At 36.0% G+C, this 22,365-nt stretch carries 28 protein-coding genes; 17 read left to right on the forward strand and 11 right to left on the reverse strand.

The window, feature by feature from the left end; all coding sequences use genetic code 11:
• The first annotated feature begins 263 nt into the window (after positions 1-263).
• Positions 264-1,163 carry an IS5/IS1182 family transposase gene (locus A5482_RS10940; protein ID WP_069790049.1) on the forward strand — a complete coding sequence of 300 codons (900 nt, stop codon included), beginning with the start codon at positions 264-266 and terminating at the stop codon, positions 1,161-1,163.
• A gap of 83 nt (positions 1,164-1,246) precedes the next feature.
• Here the strand turns inward: A5482_RS10940 and A5482_RS10945 are convergent, their stop codons facing one another.
• Complete coding sequence (locus A5482_RS10945) at positions 1,247-1,861, reverse strand: alpha/beta hydrolase (protein ID WP_069789298.1); 615 nt, start codon at positions 1,859-1,861, stop codon at positions 1,247-1,249.
• 59 nt (positions 1,862-1,920) lie between these two features.
• On the opposite strand from A5482_RS10945, the gene A5482_RS10950 reads away from it, so the two are divergent.
• From A5482_RS10950 to A5482_RS10970, 5 genes are all read left to right on the forward strand, one after another.
• Positions 1,921-2,478 (forward strand): hypothetical protein, encoded by a 558-nt coding sequence (locus A5482_RS10950; RefSeq protein WP_141712631.1) that lies wholly within the window; start codon positions 1,921-1,923, stop codon positions 2,476-2,478.
• Positions 2,479-2,643: 165 nt separating this feature from the next.
• Positions 2,644-3,345 (forward strand): lysophospholipid acyltransferase family protein, encoded by a 702-nt coding sequence (locus A5482_RS10955; RefSeq protein WP_069789300.1) that lies wholly within the window; start codon positions 2,644-2,646, stop codon positions 3,343-3,345.
• A 41-nt stretch (positions 3,346-3,386) separates the two neighbouring features.
• Complete coding sequence (locus tag A5482_RS10960; RefSeq protein ID WP_069789301.1) at positions 3,387-4,106, forward strand: hypothetical protein; 720 nt, start codon at positions 3,387-3,389, stop codon at positions 4,104-4,106.
• A gap of 256 nt (positions 4,107-4,362) precedes the next feature.
• Entirely contained in the window at positions 4,363-4,812 is a 450-nt protein-coding gene (gene psbQ / locus A5482_RS10965) for a photosystem II protein PsbQ (protein WP_069789381.1), read from the forward strand.
• A 90-nt stretch (positions 4,813-4,902) separates the two neighbouring features.
• The gene (locus A5482_RS10970) at positions 4,903-6,231 is read left to right on the forward strand and encodes a Mur ligase family protein (RefSeq protein ID WP_069789302.1); all 1,329 of its coding nucleotides are present in this window, start codon (positions 4,903-4,905) and stop codon (positions 6,229-6,231) included.
• 6 nt (positions 6,232-6,237) lie between these two features.
• Here A5482_RS10970 and A5482_RS10975 read toward each other — a convergent pair whose 3' ends face one another.
• Positions 6,238-6,855: a hypothetical protein gene (locus A5482_RS10975; protein WP_069789303.1), complete on the reverse strand. Its 618-nt coding sequence runs from the start codon at positions 6,853-6,855 to the stop codon at positions 6,238-6,240.
• 105 nt (positions 6,856-6,960) lie between these two features.
• A complete protein-coding gene (locus A5482_RS10980) occupies positions 6,961-7,386 on the reverse strand; it encodes a hypothetical protein (protein ID WP_069789304.1) in 426 nt (141 codons plus the stop codon).
• A gap of 87 nt (positions 7,387-7,473) precedes the next feature.
• Here A5482_RS10980 and A5482_RS10985 point away from each other — a divergent pair, with 87 nt between their 5' ends.
• Entirely contained in the window at positions 7,474-8,493 is a 1,020-nt protein-coding gene (locus tag A5482_RS10985; RefSeq protein ID WP_069789305.1) for a hypothetical protein, read from the forward strand.
• A gap of 141 nt (positions 8,494-8,634) precedes the next feature.
• Here A5482_RS10985 and A5482_RS10990 read toward each other — a convergent pair whose 3' ends face one another.
• The gene (locus tag A5482_RS10990) at positions 8,635-9,189 is read right to left on the reverse strand and encodes a shikimate kinase (protein ID WP_069789306.1); all 555 of its coding nucleotides are present in this window, start codon (positions 9,187-9,189) and stop codon (positions 8,635-8,637) included.
• 225 nt (positions 9,190-9,414) lie between these two features.
• On the reverse strand, positions 9,415-9,942 hold the full coding sequence (gene folK / locus A5482_RS10995; protein ID WP_069789307.1) for a 2-amino-4-hydroxy-6-hydroxymethyldihydropteridine diphosphokinase: 528 nt from the start codon (positions 9,940-9,942) through the stop codon (positions 9,415-9,417).
• Between the two features lie 46 nt (positions 9,943-9,988).
• On the opposite strand from folK, the gene A5482_RS11000 reads away from it, so the two are divergent.
• The 4 genes from A5482_RS11000 to A5482_RS11015 all read left to right on the forward strand — a co-directional run bounded on the left by A5482_RS11000 (position 9,989) and on the right by A5482_RS11015 (position 12,553).
• Positions 9,989-10,732, forward strand: a complete 744-nt coding sequence (locus A5482_RS11000; RefSeq protein ID WP_069789308.1) for a HEAT repeat domain-containing protein — start codon at positions 9,989-9,991, stop codon at positions 10,730-10,732.
• A gap of 335 nt (positions 10,733-11,067) precedes the next feature.
• Positions 11,068-11,553 carry an allophycocyanin gene (locus tag A5482_RS11005; protein WP_069789309.1) on the forward strand — a complete coding sequence of 162 codons (486 nt, stop codon included), beginning with the start codon at positions 11,068-11,070 and terminating at the stop codon, positions 11,551-11,553.
• 94 nt (positions 11,554-11,647) lie between these two features.
• Positions 11,648-12,133, forward strand: coding sequence for an allophycocyanin subunit beta (apcB, locus tag A5482_RS11010; protein WP_069789310.1), 486 nt, complete (start codon positions 11,648-11,650; stop codon positions 12,131-12,133).
• 216 nt (positions 12,134-12,349) lie between these two features.
• Positions 12,350-12,553, forward strand: coding sequence for a phycobilisome linker polypeptide (locus A5482_RS11015; RefSeq protein ID WP_069789311.1), 204 nt, complete (start codon positions 12,350-12,352; stop codon positions 12,551-12,553).
• 101 nt (positions 12,554-12,654) lie between these two features.
• Here the strand turns inward: A5482_RS11015 and A5482_RS11020 are convergent, their stop codons facing one another.
• Positions 12,655-13,182, reverse strand: coding sequence for a cofactor assembly of complex C subunit B (locus tag A5482_RS11020; protein WP_069789312.1), 528 nt, complete (start codon positions 13,180-13,182; stop codon positions 12,655-12,657).
• 214 nt (positions 13,183-13,396) lie between these two features.
• Between A5482_RS11020 and A5482_RS11025 the strand changes: the two genes are divergently transcribed.
• On the forward strand, positions 13,397-13,639 hold the full coding sequence (locus A5482_RS11025; protein WP_069789313.1) for a TIGR02450 family Trp-rich protein: 243 nt from the start codon (positions 13,397-13,399) through the stop codon (positions 13,637-13,639).
• Positions 13,640-13,857: 218 nt separating this feature from the next.
• Here the strand turns inward: A5482_RS11025 and coaBC are convergent, their stop codons facing one another.
• Both coaBC and isiD read right to left on the reverse strand, forming a co-directional pair.
• The gene (coaBC, locus tag A5482_RS11030) at positions 13,858-15,102 is read right to left on the reverse strand and encodes a bifunctional phosphopantothenoylcysteine decarboxylase/phosphopantothenate--cysteine ligase CoaBC (RefSeq protein ID WP_069789314.1); all 1,245 of its coding nucleotides are present in this window, start codon (positions 15,100-15,102) and stop codon (positions 13,858-13,860) included.
• Positions 15,089-15,301, reverse strand: a complete 213-nt coding sequence (gene isiD, locus A5482_RS11035) for a protein IsiD (protein ID WP_069789382.1) — start codon at positions 15,299-15,301, stop codon at positions 15,089-15,091. The genes coaBC and isiD overlap by 14 nt, the downstream gene beginning before the upstream one ends.
• 166 nt (positions 15,302-15,467) lie before the next feature.
• Between isiD and A5482_RS11040 the strand changes: the two genes are divergently transcribed.
• Together A5482_RS11040 and hemB are read left to right on the forward strand one after the other, a co-directional pair.
• Complete coding sequence (locus A5482_RS11040) at positions 15,468-16,133, forward strand: HAS-barrel domain-containing protein (protein ID WP_069789315.1); 666 nt, start codon at positions 15,468-15,470, stop codon at positions 16,131-16,133.
• Positions 16,134-16,315: 182 nt separating this feature from the next.
• Complete coding sequence (gene hemB, locus A5482_RS11045; protein ID WP_069789316.1) at positions 16,316-17,299, forward strand: porphobilinogen synthase; 984 nt, start codon at positions 16,316-16,318, stop codon at positions 17,297-17,299.
• A gap of 102 nt (positions 17,300-17,401) precedes the next feature.
• On the opposite strand, the gene A5482_RS11050 is transcribed toward hemB, so the two are convergent.
• From A5482_RS11050 to A5482_RS11060, 3 genes are all read right to left on the reverse strand, one after another.
• On the reverse strand, positions 17,402-17,842 hold the full coding sequence (locus A5482_RS11050; protein WP_069789317.1) for an EVE domain-containing protein: 441 nt from the start codon (positions 17,840-17,842) through the stop codon (positions 17,402-17,404).
• A 76-nt stretch (positions 17,843-17,918) separates the two neighbouring features.
• On the reverse strand, positions 17,919-18,779 hold the full coding sequence (locus tag A5482_RS11055; RefSeq protein WP_069789318.1) for a fructosamine kinase family protein: 861 nt from the start codon (positions 18,777-18,779) through the stop codon (positions 17,919-17,921).
• Between the two features lie 146 nt (positions 18,780-18,925).
• Positions 18,926-19,762: a carbon dioxide-concentrating mechanism protein CcmK gene (locus A5482_RS11060; protein WP_069789319.1), complete on the reverse strand. Its 837-nt coding sequence runs from the start codon at positions 19,760-19,762 to the stop codon at positions 18,926-18,928.
• 145 nt (positions 19,763-19,907) lie between these two features.
• On the opposite strand from A5482_RS11060, the gene lgt reads away from it, so the two are divergent.
• From lgt to A5482_RS11075, 3 genes are all read left to right on the forward strand, one after another.
• Complete coding sequence (gene lgt / locus A5482_RS11065; RefSeq protein WP_083260349.1) at positions 19,908-20,738, forward strand: prolipoprotein diacylglyceryl transferase; 831 nt, start codon at positions 19,908-19,910, stop codon at positions 20,736-20,738.
• A gap of 334 nt (positions 20,739-21,072) precedes the next feature.
• On the forward strand, positions 21,073-21,780 hold the full coding sequence (locus tag A5482_RS11070) for a TIGR04283 family arsenosugar biosynthesis glycosyltransferase (protein ID WP_069789321.1): 708 nt from the start codon (positions 21,073-21,075) through the stop codon (positions 21,778-21,780).
• A gap of 109 nt (positions 21,781-21,889) precedes the next feature.
• A complete protein-coding gene (locus tag A5482_RS11075; protein ID WP_069789322.1) occupies positions 21,890-22,309 on the forward strand; it encodes a bacteriohemerythrin in 420 nt (139 codons plus the stop codon).
• Positions 22,310-22,365: the final 56 nt, after the last annotated feature.

Here is a 22,365-nt window from a genome sequence, read left to right on the forward strand (position 1 = left end):
TAAAAAGAGTAAGTAATAGAGTTGTTGCGAAATAGGTTTTTTGAAAGATTCAGTCCTAATTTAACAAGGGTTTCAGATACGCAGATATTTAATTCGCAACAAGTCTAATAAACAATTCGTTATCCATAACTTATTTGAATTAATTTACATTACCTAACACCTTATCCCCTAAAGCAAGCAATTCCCTGTAGATGTTGTTACTTAATAGAGTTGTTGCGAAATAGGAGATAATAGAGAAAACTGACTAAGTAAAAAGAAGTAGAATGTTAAATATTGACAAAATACTTAATCAAGATCGACTCCTCAGAGCCACCACAGGATTGAATCGCAAGGCATTTGATGATTTATTAGTCAGTTTTGAGTCGGTTTATCTTTCATTATCACAAAAAAGTGACTCTTCTCGTCAGAGACGCTTTGGCGGAGGTCGAAAATCTCATCTCAAAACCATTGAGCAGAAACTTTTCTATATTCTATTTTATTTAAAATGTTATCCAACATTTGATTTAGCTGCTATTCTCTTTGATTGTGACCGAAGTCAAGCTTATCGATGGAGTCATAAACTACAAGAGGTTTTAGAAAAAACATTAAATGAAAAACAGGTATTGCCAAAAAGGAAAATTAGCACAATTCAAGAGTTCAGGGAATATTTTCCCGATGTGGAAAGAGTGATGATTGACGGGGTGGAAAGACCGATTAATCGACCACAAGACAAGAAAAAACAAAAAGAAAATTACTCAGGAAAAAAGAAAAGACACACCCGTAAAAATCTAGCGGTAGTAAGCCCAGAAAAAAAGATATTACAGTTAACACCCACCTGTAATGGCAAAATTCATGATAAAAAAATCCATGATCAATTTGACTTGATTGGGGGAATACCAGATATGGTGAAAGTACAAGCAGATTCGGGATTTCAAGGAGTGCAAAAAATGTATGATAATGTCTTTTTACCTCAAAAAAAACCGAGAGGGGGAGAGTTGACGGTGGAACAAAAAGAGGAAAATAGAGAATTATCAAGGGAAAGAGTAGGATGTGAGAACGCTTTTGCAGGGGTAAAAAGATACTATGCTGTATCATCAGTTTATAGAAATAGAACGCCAGAATTTGATGACAAACTAATGGTAACAGCTTGTGGATTATGGAATTTATATTTGGAAGTAGCATAAAATAAAATCAGGAATAAGAAAAATCCCATTAACTTTATTTAATATTCAACATTAAAGCTATCTCCTACTATTTCGCAACAACTCTAATAATTAACTTGTTTTAAAACAAAATCACGCATCACATTAATCTCTAAGGGGATAATTTCATGAGCCATTTGATACTCCTTATATTGTACATTTATACCCACATTTTCTAACTTTGTTTTGGCATCTCTCGCCGCTTGAATTGGTACAATAGGATCATTTGTACCATGGCAAATCAGAGTAGGAGGAAAAGGATTTCTCTCGGTGCTAGGCTCAAAATGCAGATAGCCACTGAGACTGCATACCCCAGCTATGGGTAATTGTAATCCCACATCTAAACTCATGGCACCACCTTGAGAAAAACCGCCCACGATGGTTTTACTGAGGGGAATATTAGTCTTATCTTCAAGGGTTAGTAACCAACGATAAAAAGTATCGACACTTTCTCTGATACCCTGATTATTATTTTCTAGGGCATACCATGCTTTACCTTCTGGCACATGGGGATGAGCATAGGGGGCATTGGGGAAGATATATTGACAGTGGGGTAAGTCTAATAGTGGCGGAAGGGAAGATAAATCATGATAGTTTGCCCCCCAGCCATGGAGTAACACAAAAACATACTTGATTTCTTGCCCAGATGGAGGATTATGGATAATGGTATCTAAATTCATTTTGTATCTATGCTGTGATAAATTAGATGCTGTTTAAACAGTATTTTATCTTTTTGTTGGTGAAAATATTATTAATTAAAATTACTATTGCTTGTCTTTTTTTTGTCCCTGCTTTAGATTTATTGACCAAAGTGTTTGTTAATTCAGATTTATCTTATCGTTTCCTTTGCGGAGGACTTTTACTTTTTTGCTTAGAACAATGTAAGATGGCAATCATTGATTTAAGGGATTATTTTGTGGTAAAAACAAATATAAAACATCATAATATTTCTTTCTATCTTACCATTTTGTGTTCCACGATCGCCCTTGAATTGATAGGATTTTACTATATGTACTTCTATATAAATATTGGAGCAATCATAACTTTAATAAGTCAACTATGGTTTAATAGTTTAGCAAAAATAAAAATAAACATATTTAGAGAGCAAATAACTATCATCCCTTGGGGAATAGAAAAAAGAATAGGGGAATTAATTGGGGCTATATTAGGAATAACCTTAATCATTTTATGGTCACTAAATATTTATCCTTTAACCATGGGTTTCTTAATGCTAACCATGATGATAGCCTTTCTCACTATAAAATATGGATTACCAATTGTGATGAAAAATTCCTAATACAAAAAATGGTGTTTTATGATGAATTAATATCTATTCTATTATGAAAAGAATAGTTCAAAAAACAAAAAAAGACAATCAAAAAACTGTCACCGCCATAGCCAAAGAAATTAATAATAGTTTTAAGCTAGAGAGAATAATAAAATAATAAATTAATAAAAAACCATGATTAATGAGCAAAAATCAACAAATTTACTTGCTAATAGCCACTCTCCAACTATTATCTCAGAAGTAGCCCCTTGGCTTAGTAAAATAGTTTATCCCCTCGGAAAACAATTACTCCTTCCCTTTTTCTTCAAAAAAGTAACTATTACAGGGCAAGAAAATATTCCCACCGATGGGGCAGTCATCGTGGCACCCACCCACCGCTCTCGCTGGGATGCTATCATAGTGCCCTATGCGGTAGGTAGATTGTCCAGTAGTGGTAGAGATCCACATTTTATGGTGTCTGCCAATGAAATGAAAGGAATACAAGGTTGGTTTATTCGCCGTCTAGGGGGGTTTCCCGTTAATACCGAGCGCCCTGGAATGGATAGTTTAAAATACAGTTTTGAGTTGTTATGTCAAGGGGAAATGGTAGTTATTTTTCCTGAAGGGGGCATTTTTCGCACCAAGGAGGTACAACCCTTAAAAAGGGGAGTTGCTAAAATAGCCCTCGACACTGAGGAGGTAAAACCAGAAGTAGCCACAAAAATTTTACCAGTTAAAATCACTTATGATCAAGAGATACCCAAAAGGGGAGCAAGTGTTGAAGTTAACATCGGTAAGCCTTTAATGGTCAAAAAATATTGTTCTTCTTCTCAAAGTGCAAAACGAAATAGTCTTGATTTAACCCAAGATTTACAACATTCATTAGTAGCTTTGTGATTATTATTTGAAAAGTAATTATTTTGGTAATTATATAGATAATGAAAAAAGTCTTATTTCCCGTTACAGGTGCGATCGCAGGTAGTTGTATTCCTTCCACAATGGGAGGCATCGGTATAGTGGGAAGTTTTGGAGGTATAGGCTTAGGATTAGGCTCAACCGCAGGGCTAGGTTTTATCACAGGTGCGGCTTTATATGGTGGCATTCATGGCATCAACACAAAAGATTTCTCTGCAACTGTTAGCACTTGTGTAGGGATTTTAAGCGGAATTACAACCCATCAAACCATAGGAAACATAGGTATAGCGATGGGTGGCAACGCGTTAGGAGTGGGAATTGGTGCCATGGCTTTTTCTGGCGGAATTTTAGGTTTAGGAATATATGGTTTAGCCAGAATGTTTGATAACGGTAAGACATGCCCAGAGTCTTTTACTCAAACTTATTCTAGGATAGAAGACAAAGTTTTATGTTTAGAAGCCTATAACGAAGTGATGATGGAAGTTGACCCTACCCTAGCACAATTATCATGGGAGCATCGATGGGCAGAAATAGAAGTAGATTATGAATTAAATGACCTCAAGAAAAAATTAGGTTCTAAAATTGATTATGTAAGGTTAAATAAGCTGAAAATATTAAAAGCAAAAAGAGATAATCTAATGAATAAATTAAAACAAACTTTTTCAAGCTATCAAAAATTTAATCTGTTACAAGAAATCGATAACATTGAGAAACAAATAAAAGAAAATAGTCTTTTCAAATAGCCTGACGAAATAATTCTAAAGTTTATTTTATCTATTTTATTAGATGTTAGTATTAATCAAACTTGCGACTATAAAAAATTTTGTCAGCGCAATGTATCATGGTTTCTAAAACAATATTTTTCATCTATATTACCTCTCTAGGATATTATTCTATGGAAGTATCGCATCAACAAAATAAATAAACTTGGCTAATCGTAGCAATTCTGAGAAAATAATCAGAGAACAAAATTTTAATGAACGTTATAAAAACAAGATGATGAAAAAAATACGTCCCATTCTATCCCTTCTTTTGGTACTGGTTACTACCTTATTAGTCAGTTGTAGTAGCCCTACTAAAGCCAAAATTCCTACAGTTTATACCCCAGAAAAAATTGAACAACTACAGTTATACCGAGCCCCCATCGCCGAAGCACGGGAGAAAATGGCTACCCTCGAAGAGTTTATCAAAACTGAAAATTGGGTAGATACCAGAACCTTTATTCATGGTCCTTTAGGGGGCTTACGTCAGTCTATGGCTAATGCTTCTAGTCGTTTACTTCAAAAAGATCAAAAACCTGCTCAAAACCTTGCTAGAGAGTTATTTGGTCATTTTGAAAGAATAGACGCTGCCGCCAAGGAAAGAAACTATAATGCAGCAGAGGCTCAATATTTTGAAGCCCTCAAAGATTTCGATGCTTATCTTGATATTATTCCCAGTAACAGCTAATTAGTTTTAGGGAATAATTAGGGTGATGGTTATTGGTGTTAGGTATTTAACAAATTAATTTTTCTGATTTTGGAGAGTGGGGCAATATTGATGGTTAAGTTTCCTTTGGCTTTGGCGGTAGCAACGGCAAAAATTGTCACTGGCACAGTGCGTATGTTGGGTTTGGGGGCAGCGAGTGTCTTACCCGGAGCGATTGCTAGACGTTTCCATCCCCGTTTATTGGCGGTTTTGTCAAAGCAAATTACGGAAGGGGTGATTTTGGTAGTTGGTACTAATGGTAAGACTACTACTTCTCTTTTGTTGAAGGAAATTTTACAAAATGATGGTTATAGGGTAATTCACAATTCCACGGGGGCCAATTTAATCAATGGTTTGGTTACTTGTTTGATTGATAATAGTAATCTATGGGGCAACATAGAGGCGGATTATGCCATTCTTGAAGTAGATGAAAATGTTTTACCTTTGGTGTTAAAGGAGTGCAACCCTAGTCATATTTTAGCTCTAAATTTATTCCGAGATCAATTAGATCGTTATGGGGAAGTTGATACCATTAGTTATCGGTGGAAAGAGGCGATCGCCCCTTTATCCCAAGCGACTACCATTGTTATTAATGGGGATGATCCTACCCTTTGTTATTTAGGACAAAATATTGATAAAAAAGTACTCTTTTTCGGCTTAAATGAAAGAGATTTATACTTAGAGGAAATTCCCCATGCAGTAGATTCTATTTATTGTCCAAATTGTGGTCATTCCCTTGACTATGAAGGGGTTTATCTTTCTCATCTGGGAGACTATGACTGCCCAAAATGTGAATTTACTAAGAGTAAACTAGACGTAAATAGCCAAGAGTGGGGACAAATTTTAATCGGGGTTTACAATAAATATAATACTTTAGCCGCTGGATTACTAGCCCAATCTGTGGGAGTAGAAAAAGAAGTAATTAATCAAACTATTATTAACTTTAAAGCAGCCTTTGGTAGAGCAGAAGAATTAACCATTAACAATAAGCATATTCGCATTCTTCTATCTAAAAATCCTGTGGGCATGAATGAAACTATCAGGGCAGTAAATGACTTAAAGAAAATTAACCCCCATTGTACTACCATGATGATTTTAAACGATCGCACTCCAGATGGTACCGATGTATCATGGATATGGGATGTAGATACTGAAAAATTAGTGGAGTCGGGAGGCAATATAGTGGTTAGCGGAGACAGGGTTTATGATATGTCCTTAAGATTGAAATATAGCCTAGATAATATAGACAGTGACTTGAATTTAATTGTCAAAGAAAATCTACCTGAAGCCATAGAAGAAGCTTTAAAAATTACTCCCGAAAATCAGACACTATACATAATTCCCACCTATTCCGCCATGCTAGAAGTGAGAAAAATTTTAGTTGGTAGAAGTATTTTATAGCAAAAATTAATATACCTGACCTCTATAAGTTTTCGGTTTTTTCTTTATTTTTGTGGTGCTTTGTTCCTTACTTTTTTCTTTTTCTTCATGAATAAAGGCGGCCCCTCGATAGGTTTCATAACTTTGAACTTTTCTTTGAGGAGGAGAACTTGGGGTTGTGGTAGTAGGGGAATTTTTGTCACGAACACTAATATTCCATTGGACATTATTCTCTAGCTCTGTAATACTAGCACTCATGATATGTTCTTCCCTGTTAGTATTATTAACTATTTTTTTATTTGAAGCTCGGAAATTTTGACTAGAAAATTTTTGACTATTATTGTTGTCATTAATTACTCTATTATTTCCACTATTTACCTGCTTAGAAGGCACAAACTTTTTGCCCATCACTTCCACTTTTTCTTCCATCCATACGGTATAGGAAAATTTAGTTTCAGTGACAAAACTTTCTTCTCCCTTACTTAACAATTCAGCAGAAAGAAAGAGAGCTTTTTCTCTAAATCTTTTAGGGACATCAGATTTTCTGAGGAAACTTTTGCCAAAACATTTTATTTTAAGACCTTTTTGTATTTCTTCTGCTTTAACTCCGTGGGTTTGTAAATGTTCTAAAGACAATATCTCCATAACTCTATTTTTTCCTTGAACTGAAGTTTTTATTTAAACTATTCACCTATTACTGATTCCATGGTAGGGGATAGATTCAGGTCGTGATGTAAAATAGCTTACATTTTAGTTTATTTGATAAGCAAAATATTTGTCTTCTCCATCTTCTTTATATTCTTTTAATAATCTCCAAGTTTCTCCTTGTTTTCTTCTTTCTATATCTAACTGAAATTCGTTTTTAATGGTTTTTGTTTTATTGTTATTTAGTTTAAGTTTAATGTTATAGATCCCTTCTAAATGATAAACTGACAAATTATAAATTATTCTTGGTTCTATGCGTTTAACATCTATCTTACTAAGCTCAAATGTAGCTGGTTTTGTCTTTAATTGATCACCTAAATTATTATAGCTTGATTGTAGGGTAAGGGCGATCGCCTTTTCAACGATAGAAGGAGGCGGGGCAAATTCTAGGGGAGTAGAAATAGAGGAACAACCCACACAGATAAAAAATAATGATAAATTAATAATGATAAGTTGAATAATATTTTTCATGTCCTAGCTACAATACGACCAAAATTGAATTTTTATCTAATTTAAAACAACAACTATCTTAAAATATAATTTATATTTATAAAATTAATGGATAATCAAAAACCAGAGAATAAACCTGCTGATATAGAGATAAAAGAGGCTATTATTAGTTTAAAAAAGACTATAAAGAAACTACAATTAACCCTAGAAAAAATTAATCAATCAGAAATACAAAAGTTTCCCACCATAGAAGTTACCAACACTTTTATCGAGTCTAGTAACAACTTAATTAATAATATTAAACTAGCCCCTCGTTTTAAAGTTCAAGATAATTCTGAAACTATACCAAAGAATGTTCCCGAAAACCTACCCCCTCGCAAAAAAAGGCTTAGCTTTGATTTTCGTTTAGGAGCGATCACAAAGTGGCAGACCTTGGGTCTGATCGCCCTTGCTTCAATTATAATTGTCTTGGGAATATGCTGGACTCTCATCAACCCCAACCTAGAAACTGATAATATTAAAGACAAAACAACGATTATAGCCATCGAAACACCCCCAAATAAACAAAACCCCCCCGACATAGACAACCCAGACAATCAACCAAAAACAGAAAATATCATCAACTCAGAAACAAATATCAAAGAAAATGCCGTTAACGATAAAGCTGAAATAGAAACATCACCAGAAAATAATTCCACCCAAAAAGAAATAGTAGAAACTCCCCCCGCTATTATTGCTGATGATACTCCCCCTCAACCAGAAAAAATTGAACAACCAATTCCCGATAAAGAAGTAGAAATAATTATCGAACAAAAAACCGTTAGCGCCCTTACTATCGAACAAACATTATACGATAACATTCAAGAGCAAATTGACCAAATTACTGATAAATACGGCAAAAATTTAATTATTAATCTAAAAGCTAATTTTAGTGAAAACAATCTTCTTATCACCCTTACTCAAAATTGGTATCAAATGAATAGTAATGAGCAAGATAATTTCGTCAATGATGTTTATGACATTGGCAGACTGCTTTATTTTAATAAAATTAATTTCCAAGATAGCCAAGGAAATTTAGTGGCAAGAAATGCAGTTATCGGAGATAAAATAATTATCACTCAAAGATAAATATATTATTAAAAATAACTTTAAATATTAATATTAAATCCATGAAATAATTTAATACTTTAGTTTTTTAAATCTCCCAATTATGGGAGATTAATAGAGCTAAACTGATAAGCATAATATGGAACTAATGTTTCTGATCAATCAATTCAAATTAGGATTAAATTCAGGCTTTACCTTACTAGGAATAACTCTAATAATTTCTGTAACAATATCATCCGTAGATTGTTCTCTAGTAACCGAAATAGTTATATCAGCTTGTTGATAGAGACTTTTTCTTTGCTCTAAAATATTACTTAATTTTTCTTTTAAATCAGTTTCTTTTAATAAAGGTCTAGTATTGTCATGTTGTAATCTATCCACTAAAGTATCCACAGGCACATCTAACCAAATAACCATGCCATCTCTTAAATGAGCCCAATTATCGCTTTTCAAAACGATACCTCCCCCTGTACTAATTACAGTATGTAGATAACTAGAAACTTCCCCTAAAACTCGATTTTCTAAAGTGCGAAAAACGTCTTCTCCATCCTCCTCAAAAATTTTATTAATACTTTTTTGAGCCACCACTTCAATAGTATTATCAGTATCTAAAAAACGGTATTCTAATTTATGAGCTAAAAACTTTCCTACAGTAGTTTTTCCTGAACCCATCATCCCAATTAAATAGATATTTAAGCCTCGTAATAATTTATCCATAAATATTTTGTTTGATAGTTAATAATTAGTAAATGTATCAATTTTTAATAAAAGTTAAGTAGGTTGGCGAAATTAATTATAGCTCTTATTTTATTAAGACTCTTATGAACAAGGGGTTTAAACCCCTTGCCTAAATCGATTTAATTATGCCTACTTACTTAGCAATCTTATTTATATGTAAGTAATTAGATTTTAAAGTTAGCATATTGATCCATATCTAAAAATTTAATCATTAGATAGTTTAATAATCTCATCATGAGCATAATGAAGATTATTTTTTAATATTTCTACTGTTAATTTTGTCACAGGATCAATCCATTGGGAAGCAATTTCAGCCAAAGGAATTAAGACAAAAGCTCTTTCTCTCATCAAAATATGGGGAACTTTTAAATTAGGTAAATCAATGAGTAAATCATCATATAAAATAAGATCTAAGTCAAGGGTTCGCGCACCCCATTTTTCCTTTCTTTCCCTACCAAATTTTTGTTCAATTTTTAGTAGAAAAGACAATAACTCAGAGGGATTAAAAGAAGTATTAATAGTAATACAACCATTAATATAATCGGGTTGAGCAGGGCCAACGGGCTTGGTTTGATACCAACTAGAACATCGGATTAAATCGATTTGGGGGGCTGATTGGATAATTTCCACCGCTTTTTGTAAAGTATCTTTACTTTTTCCCAAATTACTGCCCAAAGCAATGGCAGATTTATACTTTCTGGTACAATGATTAACTTCAGTAGCAATAGACACTTAAAACTGTTTACCTGTGCATTAAGATAATGTATCATTATTTCATATGAATGACTCTAGCTTAAGTAACACTGCCATAGATTTTGACAACCTCGACCCTTTAGATTTAATCGAGGATAACGAACCCGAAAAGCCAGATCCTGATGTGATGCTGGGTTTGTTATCTAGCGACAATTTACAAGAACAGATTGAGGGAGTAAGAGCTTTTTGTGAAATTTCTGATTCTAGGGCTGTTCCGTTGTTAATTGAACGTTTGAGTCACAATTGTCCTTTGATACGGGTTAGTGCTGCTTATGCGTTGGGTAGAAACACAGATCCATCAGCGGTACAGCCCCTTATTTTCGCCCTTCAGAATGATTGGAATGGTTATGTACGTAAAGGAGTGGTGTGGGCTTTGGGGAATAGTGGCGATCGCACTTCATTCCAACCATTACTCCATGCCCTCAAACATGATATAGCTGCCGTGCGTCTTTGGTCAGCTAGTAGTATCGCTAATATTGCCAAATTGAATTACGAAGATATTATTACCTCCGTACCTTCCCTAATTACCACTTTACGGCAAGATGCGATCGCCGCAGTGCGCAGTAATTGTGCTTGGACAGTGGGCAAACTATGCCAAGAATTACCCTTTAACGTAGTTTATAACACCGCCATAGATGCCCTCATCGAGGCCCTAGTGGAAGATGAAGACTTAGGAGTGAAAGAAGATGCTAAAAGCTCTTTGCTCAAATTAGGAGATCCTAGAGGCTTACAAATGATCGAAGAGTTAGAATTTGAAGGACTGATTTAACTATCTTGTTTAACCTCAGCAATAGAAAAAAAATTCTTTATTGATTGCTCTTTTCGCCATCCATTGCCCATTGTCTATTCCCCGTTTCCCTTACTAATTGTTAAAAAGTATTAAGAAAATGAATAAAAATGATACTTGATACTGCACAATAACATTCGGAAGGGAACATAACGATCTCAACCAAATAAACAAAGCTAATCAATATAACAACATTAAGTTATACTGGTTCTCAGATTGACCATAAAAAGTCAAACAAAATTTAAATACCAGAAACATCAAAAAACTGGTTTAATAAAAAAAACTATCTAAATTAATTTACTTGGAGGAATCCATAAATGAGTATCGTCACGAAATCCATCGTGAATGCTGACGCAGAAGCACGTTATTTAAGCCCCGGCGAACTAGACAGAATCAAGTCCTTCGTCTCTTCTGGTGAAAGCCGTCTAAGAATCGCTCAAACCTTAACTGATTCTCGTGAGCGCATCATCAAAGAAGCTGGCGATCGCCTCTTCCAAAAACGCCCCGACATCGTTTCCCCTGGTGGAAACTCCTACGGCGAAGAAATGACCGCTACTTGTTTACGTGACATGGACTACTATCTACGTCTAATCACCTATGGAGTAGTAGCTGGTGACGTTACCCCCATCGAAGAAATTGGCTTAGTTGGCGTAAAAGAAATGTACAAATCTTTAGGTACTGACATCGGTGCAGTAGCTCAAAGTGTACGTGAAATGAAAGAAGTTGCAACTTCCTTAATGTCTGCAGAAGACACCTCAGAAGCGGCTTCGTACTTCGACTATGTAGTCGGAGCATTACAATAGGTTTTACTCATAAATCCATAAACCTATCAAGTCTAAAATTCTCTTAGTCCTGCAAAACTAACACAAAGTCAATTAATTAGAAAGGAAAATAACCATGCAAGACGCAATTACTGCAGTAATCAACTCCTCCGACGTACAAGGTAAATACCTTGACGCATCCGCTTTAACCAAATTAAAAGGCTACTTCCAAAGTGGTCAACTCCGTGTTCGTGCCGCTAGCGTAATCAGCGCTAACGCCGCTACCATCGTAAAAGAAGCTGTAGCTAAATCCTTATTATACTCCGACGTAACCCGTCCAGGTGGAAACATGTACACCACCCGTCGTTACGCTGCTTGTATTCGTGACTTAGACTACTATCTTCGTTACTCCACCTATGCTATGTTAGCTGGTGACGCTTCCATCTTAGATGAGCGCGTATTAAACGGTTTAAAAGAAACCTACAACTCCCTAGGAGTACCCATCAGTTCCACCGTTCAAGCTATTCAAGCTATGAAAGAAGTAACCGCTAGTTTAGTAGGTGCTGACGCTGGTAAAGAAATGGGTGTTTACTTCGACTATATCTGCTCTGGCTTAAGCTAAGACTTAAGGCTTGTAGATAAATAAGGTAAAACCTTAACCCACAGGTTAGGAAAGTCAGGAGTAAGTGCCAGTTTGACTTCATCGTTTAGTTAATTTAGTATTGACTCTTGGCTCCTAACCGTAGCTTTTCATTGCATAAGAAAGAATTATATATATCTCTCTCAATATAAAAAAATCCGCTTAATAAATTTTTCCAAACCAAGGAGACTACCTCACATGAGAATGTTTAAAGTAACGGCTTGTGTACCAAGTCAAACCAGAATCAGAACCCAAAGAGAATTACAAAACACCTACTTCACCAAATTAGTTCCCTACGATAACTGGTTCAAAGAGCAACAAAGAATTCAAAAAATGGGCGGTTCCATTGTTAAAGTACAATTAGTAACTGGCAGACAAGGTACTAACACTGGTTTACTTTAATTTATAGTTAGTAAAAAAGAAAAACAAATTTAGGGGAAAATAAAACCATGGAATTCTCCCCAAAAGAATAAGAAGGGGTGTTAAATATAACATCCTTTTTTTTATGCTTCCTTTACCTCATAATTGAAAGGGAAAGAAGTTTGTAAATTAATCAACTCATCCCGATGGGCTTGAATCGTAAAAACAGTTTCCTTTTTCTCCTCCTCATCAACAACATTATCAATGCGAAAAGCTACCTCCTCCACTCGTTTAGAACCTTTCCAGTAAAAGAAACCAGCTATGGGGGATAAAATAATTAAGCCGAGAAACCAGTTAATTTCAGGGTGAAATAACATTTGTAAGACAAGGGAAAAAGAAAATAAACCACATCCCGCCAAAAAACTGAGAAGGACAGCCAAAAAGATACTCGGAGAAACTAAACCCTCCAAAGTAACCTTATTTCTTTCCCCATCGATCGCCTTTACTTGGTAAGATCTTTGTTGAAAGTAATCCCGAAGATATGCCAAAATACTATCCTCACTTTCAGGACAACGAAGAGTTACAACTTCAATTCTATCCTTAGTACTAGCACGAATAAAGAAAAATAAACCGATCATTAATAAAATAGTCAACAAAAAAGTAGAAACCATAAAATTTAAAATATAAGATAGCTAAAATTTATTGTATAGCACCAATGACTTAAACAATGGAGAATGGGGAATAGACATTAGTAAGTCCATAACAAAAGTGTAGAAATTGGCAAGAGATTATCTTTTCATAGAGGATTACTCGAATATCAGTTATCCCGAATTTAAGTTAATTAACTTTTTTTATTATCAACTATCAACTATCAATTAATTTCCTGTGGCACAGAAACAAAAATTTCCTCATCTTTTAGGCTCAAAATGGACATCAACCCAACAAACTTGGGGCTGGAGACACTTTCAAGTAATTAACCGTAAAAGTAAAGATAAATGGGTGTTTGCCGAAATGACAGCATCCTGCGATGATAATGTGCGTTTTTGGATAAATGCTAAACAATTAAAAGATAGAGATTTATGGCTACCAGGCTGGAAAACCTTAGAAGACATCAAAGAAATGGGTTAGCTCTTAATCATGGTAAGAAGTATGACTGAATTATGTAAATAATATTGAATCCGTAGAGAAAAGTATGCTAGTACAACGAACAATGGGCTTAAGCCCATTGCCAAAGACAATAAATAAAATTACAGTTTATAAATCGGACTTAGTATAAATTGGTATTTGAGATATTATAACTATTGCCTATTACGAGAAGTCATCTCTAAAATCAGCAACCCACGATATTAAACAAGTTGCCCCAAAATTAAATCAATAATTTGATGACTAAGGGAAAACTTTGAAGATGGTTGTAAGGTTGTTTTTTGCCCATCCGCAGTAATAAATATCGCCTCATTGGTATCAGTGCCAAATCCTACATTTATTTTATCAATAGGATTAGCAACGATCGCACTTAACCGTTTACGAGTTAATTTATCCAGTGCAGGGGTAACAATATCCCCCGTTTGAGCAGCAAAACCAATCAAAAGTTGTTCAGGTTGCTTCATTTTGCCCAACTTCGCCACAATGTCTGTAACGGTATCCAATTCTATGTAGGGAGGTAGATTCGCTTTACCCAGCTTCGTTTTATAACACTCCCTTGGTTTCACATCCGCCACCGCTGCCGCCATAATCGTCCAATTCGAGGTAGAAAAATTATTCACCATGGCTTTTTCCATTTCCTCTGCCGTGGTGACATCAATAAGTTGTAGAGGAGGAAGATTTTTTAACAACTCAGGGGCAACATTTGCACCCACCAAAGTAACCTTTGCCCCCCGATGATGACAAGCCATCGCCAAGGCAATGCCCATTTTACCCGTGGAAGGGTTGCCGATAAAGCGCACGGGATCAAAAAATTCCCTTGTGCCTCCTGTACTAATTAAAACATTTTTATCCTTTAAATCTTTTTTACCCCCAGTATGTATCACTGATTCGAGGGCGGCAATGATTTCTTCAGGCTCTGCCATTCTTCCCTGCCCAGTGCGATCGCACGCTAACAACCCCGTATTGGTGTGGAGAGGAATAAAACGATTATTTTGACCTAATTTTGTCCAGTTTGCCTTCACAGACTCTTGTAACCACATCTCCGTATTCATAGCAGGGGCTACCACCACAGGACAATTAGAAGCAAGGATAGTATTAGTTAAGAGATTATCCGCCATGCCATATACCAACTTGGCGAGGGTGTTGGCGGTGAGGGGGGCTATCAAAATTAAATCTGCCCATTCTCCTAAGCTAATGTGTAGGGGGCGAGGGTGAATAGGTTGCCAAAAATCGGCATCGGTGTAAGCCTGTTTTCGGGCGAGGGTGGAAACTGTGAGGGGAGTAATAAACTGTTGAGCGGAGTCGGTGAGGATGACTTCAACTTGCGCTCCCTGTTGAAACAATTGGGAGATAACAGTGCATACCTTATATGCGGCAATGCCTCCCCCAACACAGATTAAAATTTTTTTGTCTTTAAAAGATTCTAAAAATCCTTTATGATTCGTCATAGGCTTCGATGTCGAGGAGATAAAAGTAAGGTTCAATTAAATCTTCACGGTGAAATGCGATCGCCCTTAGTTTATGCCAATCCTGTAAACCTTCAAAGGGAGTCTTATAATCATCATTTTCTAACCTTGACGCAATTTGCGCAACATCTTCCATGGTCATAGCTGCGAAATCTTTGTCGGTATATGTTAATGTTGTCATAACGAAACCTCCGTACATGGTTTGTTTGTTTACCCCAACTACATTTTAACCTGATTTGGTTTTCTTCCCAAAATGTACAAGAATGTTAACAATTTGAGCATAGGGAATGGGGAACAGGGAATGGGCAATGGTTTCTAATTGTAGATGGACAAAATTTGGATGATATATGCAGATAATAGAAAATCAACATGGCACCATAACCCATATAGGGGAAGTGATTGAGACTTCTACTACAGAATTTTTAGCTCAATGTTTAGAGCCAGAGGAGTTGAGTTTTCCTGTGATGCCTCCCTTTGGTAGTTGGGTAAAATCCATTGATGATGAGTCGGGAAACAAAATCTATGCCATCATTACCAATGCTACCACTGCCCCCATCGATTCTATCCATAGGGCAAGGGCTTTGGGCTTATCTTTAGCTGAACTAAAAGAGCAACAACCGCAAATTTTTGCCATGTTAAAAACCGAATTTCGGGCGGTAATAATCGGTTTTGAAACCCCTGCACAGGGAAATAATGGCGTTAATCCTCCCCATGGGCGAGTTTTTCAGTATTTACCCCCTCGTCCTCCCCAAATCCATCAGGGAGTATTTAGCTGTACCACGGACGAAATAACTAGATTTACCGAAAATCCTGATTTTTTGCGAGTTTTACTGCAAGTTAGTAATACTCCCATTGAATCCCTTACGGCGGCTACCCTGAGAGAAGTATATAACATTCGAGGGTGCGATCGCCCTTGGTTAGTCAAAGCAGGAAGGGTATTGAGTGTTTTATTAAAAAATGACTACGATAGTCTTAAATTTATCCTAGGACAAGTCAACGTTAGGGATAATTGATAATTGAGAATTGATAATTGATAATTAACAACTATCACTTGTTAACCATTATCTCTTGTCTTTTGCCCATTGCCCATTGCCTATTCTCTAAATATTAATTTATTTAACAAGAGAGGGAGAAAAGCCGAGACTCTCTTATAATAATATGTTGCCAATGTTTTGATGAAAAACTTTTATAAAAAATGCCCTTATATAATTTAACAAACCGTCCTCGCCGTTTGCGTCGCACTTCAGCACTACGGGCGATGGTACAAGAAACCCAGTTAACTGTTAATGATTTGATTTATCCCGTGTTTGTCATGGAAGGGGAAAACCTCAAACAAGAGATTGTTTCCATGCCCGACTGTTATCGTTATAGCCTTGATTTATTGATCAAAGAAGTAAAAGAATGCTATGAATTAGGTATAAAGGCGATCGCCCTTTTCCCCCTAGTCACGGATGATAAAAAAGATAACGAAGGTACCGAAAGCTATAACCCCGATGGCTTAGTACAACGCACCATCAAAGCCATCAAAGCAGAAGTACCCGAAATTACCATTATTACAGATGTTGCCCTTGATCCTTATTCCCCCTTCGGTCATGATGGTATCGTAGTAGATGGGCAAATCCTCAACGATGAAACCGTGGCAGTATTAGCCAAAATGTCCGTATCCCAAGCGAGGGCAGGTGCCGATATGGTTGCTCCCTCCGACATGATGGACGGTAGAATTGGGGTAATTCGTGAAGCCCTTGACGAAGCAGGATTTACCCATGTGGGTATCATCGCTTATTCTGCCAAATACGCATCAGCCTATTATGGTCCTTTCCGTGATGCCTTGGAATCCGCCCCTAAATTCGGTGACAAAAAAACCTATCAAATGGACATTGCCAACTCCCGTGAAGCCATTACCGAAGTTGAGTTAGACATTGCTGAAGGTGCAGATATGGTGATGGTTAAACCAGCCCTTGCTTACCTTGATATTATCCGTCAAGTAAGAGATTATACCAATATTCCCGTAGTTGCTTATAACGTCAGTGGTGAATATGCCATGATTAAAGCGGCAGCTGAGAAAGGATGGATTGATGAGAAGAAAATTGTCCTTGAAACCCTTACCAGCATGAAAAGAGCAGGTTCTGACCTGATTTTAACTTACTTTGCTAAACAAGTGGCTTTGATGTTGAAATAGTTTAGCTTATGGGGAATGGACAATAATTAGGTTATGGGCAATGGGCTTAAGCCCATTGTTAGTATTCAATTTTTGCCTTTTATTGAACACTCTACTTTTTCATCAAGCTCTAATTAATTGCAATATCTCTTGGGCAACGGTATTATTTACAGGCATTACAGATAACCGATTACCTTTTTTTACCACCAAGAAATCATCAGAATTAAAGGTTTGTTTAAGGGTTTCGAGGGATAATGATTGAGCAAACTTTTCTTTAAATTTTACTTTCACCGTATGCCAACGGGGTTTTTCAGGGGTTGATTTGACATCAAAATAGGCTGAGGTGCGATCAAACTGAGTCGGATCAACTATATTGGTTTCTATTACCTCCATTAATCCCACAATGGCAGGGGGTTTACAGTTGGAATGATAAAAAAAAGCTAAATCCCCTTTTTTCATTTCCCCAAGGATATTACGGGCTTGATAATTCCTCACCCCATCCCAGATAGTAGTTTTTTCCCTTTGCAAATCATCAATACTATAAGCGCTAGGCTCAGATTTCATTAACCAGTAATTCACGATAACTATTGATAATTGAGAATGGATAACTGATTATAACCCAATGAATCACACCATTCCTCTATAAAATCCGATTAATCATCCCTTGGGCTTGACTGGCATATCCACCCCCAAAAAGGTTGTAATGGTTAAGAATATGATAAAGATTGTAGATAGTTTTTCTTTGTGCATAACCAGAGTCTAACTGCCATTGTTGGTTATAACCTTCATAAAAAGCCGAGGGAAAACCGCCAAAAAGTTCTGTCATAGCTATATCTACTTCCCTATCTCCATAATAAGCCGCAGGGTCAAAAATTATGGGCATTCCTCCCGCCAAAAAACTAGCATTCCCGCCCCACAAGTCTCCATGGACGAGGGATGGTTGGGGGTGATGGTGAGATAATTTTGCTCTAATGGCTTCTATGATATTATTTTGATTACCGAAGGTTGCCCCTTTTCTACTGGCTAGTTTTAGTTGATAACCGATTCTTTTTTCGGCGAAAAAGTCCGCCCAGTTTTCTACCCAGTCATTGATTTGAGGGGTTGAACCTATGGTATTATTATCATCCCAGCCAAATTTATCGTCTTTACCTTGTTGATGGAGTTGGGCGAGGTGTTTACCCATGGTTTGCCATGATTGATTGTTTGCCCTACCAAATTCGAGCCATTCTAAGACGATGTAGCTATGGTTATCGGTGTAACCTGTGCAGATGGGTTTGGGTACTCTAATAGTATTTGTATCATACATTTGTCTAAGGGCGATCGCCTCTACCCGAAACATTTCCCATTGGTGAGGAGAATTTAATTTCACAAAGTAGCTATTATTTTCCCCTATCAGTTGATAGGCTTGGTTTATACAACCTCCCCCCACACTACGAGAGTTTTTTAGTATAAATTCTTTTTTAGTATGGTTACTAATGGCGATCGCAATTTCTTTCCACATAATATAACATTCCATAAAAAAGCCTTGTTGTTAAGGTAGGCAATGGGGAATAGTGTAATGATTTCTCCTTGCCGTTTATCTCCTGTTCTCAACAGTATAACTAAATGTTCATTATCAATTATCCATTTTCAACTATCAATTATTCATTAATCATCTTCGGTTTGAGGCTCAATAATTTCCATGGGTAAAGGCTTTTTCTGATGCTTTCTATTTTCCAACTCTGCCTTTAATTCCACCTTAGAAGAATTATTAAAATTAACAGGTACTTTTTCCAACTCAGGTAAAGCAACTAACTTGCGACGGGATAGAGGGCGTTTCTTCTTAGCAAAATTAGGTAGGGGCTGTTGTTTATCCTCTTCATCTAACCAATAATTCGCCACAGGTAAAGTATGCTCTAAATCTTCCAATAGACGAGGAATAATCATCACCGAATTTAACTCCCCAATCCTTTCCGCTTCTGCCATTCCCGCCTCGATGGCTACCGCCACATTAGCCACAGTACCCCGTATAATGGCAGTACACAAACCACTACCAATAGTTTCGTAGGAAGCCAATTGTACATCCGCAGATTTTAACATCATATCCGCAGCCCCTACCATGGCAGGGAAACCCCTAGTTTCAATTAAACCAATAGAGCGATTACTCAGACGACTGTAACCCCTTTCCTGTTGGGCTAATTCTATCAAACGACTACCAATGGGAAAAACAGCCTCTAAATTGGGCATAGGACGGGCTATCACTAGCTTAGTGTGTAATTGTCCTATTTGTGCCGCCATTCTTGCTCCTTCTTCCACCGCAAGGCGTACATCCGCAATATTACCCCTAACAATAGCAGTACAATGTCCACTACCGATTTTTTCATAACCCACCAAAGTTACTTCCGCAGACTTTAACATCATGTCTGCCGTGCCAACGATGGCAGGGAAGCTGAGGGTTGAAACTAAACCGAGGGCGCTATCTGGGCTAATATGCTTTTTTCTCATTTAAAATATTTGAGAAACTGTTAAATTTCTGTAACTATATGAAGATTAAGATTTGCAGTAATCTTGTGTTAATCATACCATTAATTTCACGTAAGTTTCCCTAATCGTCCATAGAAAAGAAAAATACCACTAATACAAAATTTTTATGAATTTATTCGCTTTCCGTTTCCAATCTCCTGGTTCGATTTTATTTGAATTAGGGCCTGTGGCTGTGCGTTGGTATGGTTTTTTGATTGCCATGGCGGTGATAATTGGCTTATTTATAGCCCAAAATTTGGCTAAGAGAAAAAATGTTGATCCTGAAATGATCGGTGATTTAATATTATGGTTGGTGATAGGGGCGCTACCTTTTGCCAGAATTTATTATGTGTTGTTTGAGTGGGAAAGGTATGCGGGGCGGCCAGGGGATATGATTGCCATTTGGCAGGGGGGCATCGCTATCCATGGGGCAATTATCGGTGGTACCATCGCCACGATACTATTTGCTAAGGTTAAAAAGCAGTCTTTTTGGGCGTTGATAGATGTGATAATGCCTTCTGTTATTTTAGGTCAGGCTATTGGTAGATGGGGTAATTTTTTTAATTCCGAAGCCTTTGGGGTGCCAACGAATTTGCCTTGGGGTTTATATATTCCTCCTAATCGTCGTCCCTCTGAATTTTTACAATTTGAATATTTCCATCCTACTTTTTTATACGAGTCTGTGTGGAATGTGATGGTTTTTGTGTTGTTAATGGCTCTTTTTTTCTGGGGTTTACGTCGCAAAAATAATCTAAAAACAGGTACTTTGGCTTTTGTTTACCTAATTAGTTACAGTTTGGGTAGGGTATGGATTGAGGGTTTTCGCACCGATAGCCTTATGTTGGGGGATTGGCGGGTGGCTCAAATTATTAGTATAAGTGCGATCGCCCTTGGACTTTTTGGTTTATTTTGGTTATATATTGCCAAGCGCCCTTTACCTTTTCAATTTGATAAATAAATCAAACCATGGACAACTGATTTTTAGTATCCACCCTAACCGATTAACTAAACCCTAATTTTGTTAAAAAACCACCAAGAATTCTGCTCTAAAGTTGGAATTAGATTAAAAATAGAGCTTTAAACTTTAGTGAATAAGAGGAAAATCAAACATCAAAAAATGTGAAACAAAATAATTTTGGGTTCTTTATTTTGATGTTTTTGAACTATCAACAGGAGGGTAAATAGCTTTTGTTTATAATGCTTTGGGTGCTATAATTCCGATCATCATAGTTATTTTTATAAATTGATTCCGATGAAAAAATAGTCAATTTCCATTACTAATTTATTTTGAAATGTCAGAGCAAACACATCTTAATAAGCTAAGTCTTATCATTCCTGTTTTTAATGAGGAGGTTTTTTTGAAAGAAAATATATCTTCTTTTACGTCTTTACAAAATATAGAAATTATTTTTGTCGATGGTGGTAGTGGTGATAGTACCAGACAAATTCTTGAAAATCATGGGCTAAAAGTTATTTTATCTCCTGTTGCTAGTCGTAGTTATCAGATGAATTTGGGAGCAAGATTAGCCACAGGAAACATTTTATTATTTCTCCATGGGGATAGTCTTTTACCTAATAATTATTTTGAAGATATTAATTTTATTTTAAGTCAAAATAGAGTGATAGCCGGAGCTTTTAATCTTAAAATTAATCATGATTCTTTATCTTTATATTTGATTTCTGTTTTGGTTAAATTGCGATCGCATTTATTTTCTTTACCCTATGGAGATCAGGGATTTTTTTTAAAAAAAGAAACTTTTGAAACCGTCGGAGGTTTTCCTGAAATTGCCATTATGGAAGACTTTGCCTTCATTAAGAAGTTACAAAAAATGGGCAAAATAAAAATTGCTCATTCCTCCGTCACAACCTCTGCCCGTAGATGGCAAAAACTAGGAATATTTAAAACTACTATGATTAATCAAATTATGATTCTTGGTTACTATCTAAAAATAAATCCTGATAAATTAGCTCAATTTTATAGAGACTGGAAAAAGAGTTAACGTTTATAAATTATTGTTAATATTAACCATAAAAAGCAATAAAGCATTTAACAAAAAAAAAAGCCTAGTTTATAATTGATGATATACAGAGCTTGAGAGGTAATCAATTATGTCCATTGCCTTTTGGAGAGAAGAATATATAACGGGAGAAAATGTAATTGATCAACAGCATCAATACCTGTTTAAATTGATTAATCAATTACATCATGCGATGATGGAAGGTCACGGGAAAGAAGTCATTAACAATACACTAGCAAGATTAGTAGAATATACTATCAAACATTTTGATGCGGAAGAAAAATTTATGATTGATTATAATTATCCTGATTATGCTATTCATAAAGAAAAACATGAAATGCTAAAAAATGATGTAATTACTTTACAAAAAGAACTTTTAGAACATCAGCAATTTATTACAGCAAAAGTATCAAGATTTTTAACTGACTGGCTTATTCATCATATTAAAGGAGAAGATCTAAAGATGATACATTACATTAAGGAGAAAAAAATAGAAATTAAACAACACTAATTTGAGGATAGAAAAAGTTAATGATTCAAAATGCTCAAAATAGACAATTATTTATA

It is taken from the genome of Cyanobacterium sp. IPPAS B-1200, assembly GCF_001747005.2.
Classification (GTDB): domain Bacteria; phylum Cyanobacteriota; class Cyanobacteriia; order Cyanobacteriales; family Cyanobacteriaceae; genus Cyanobacterium.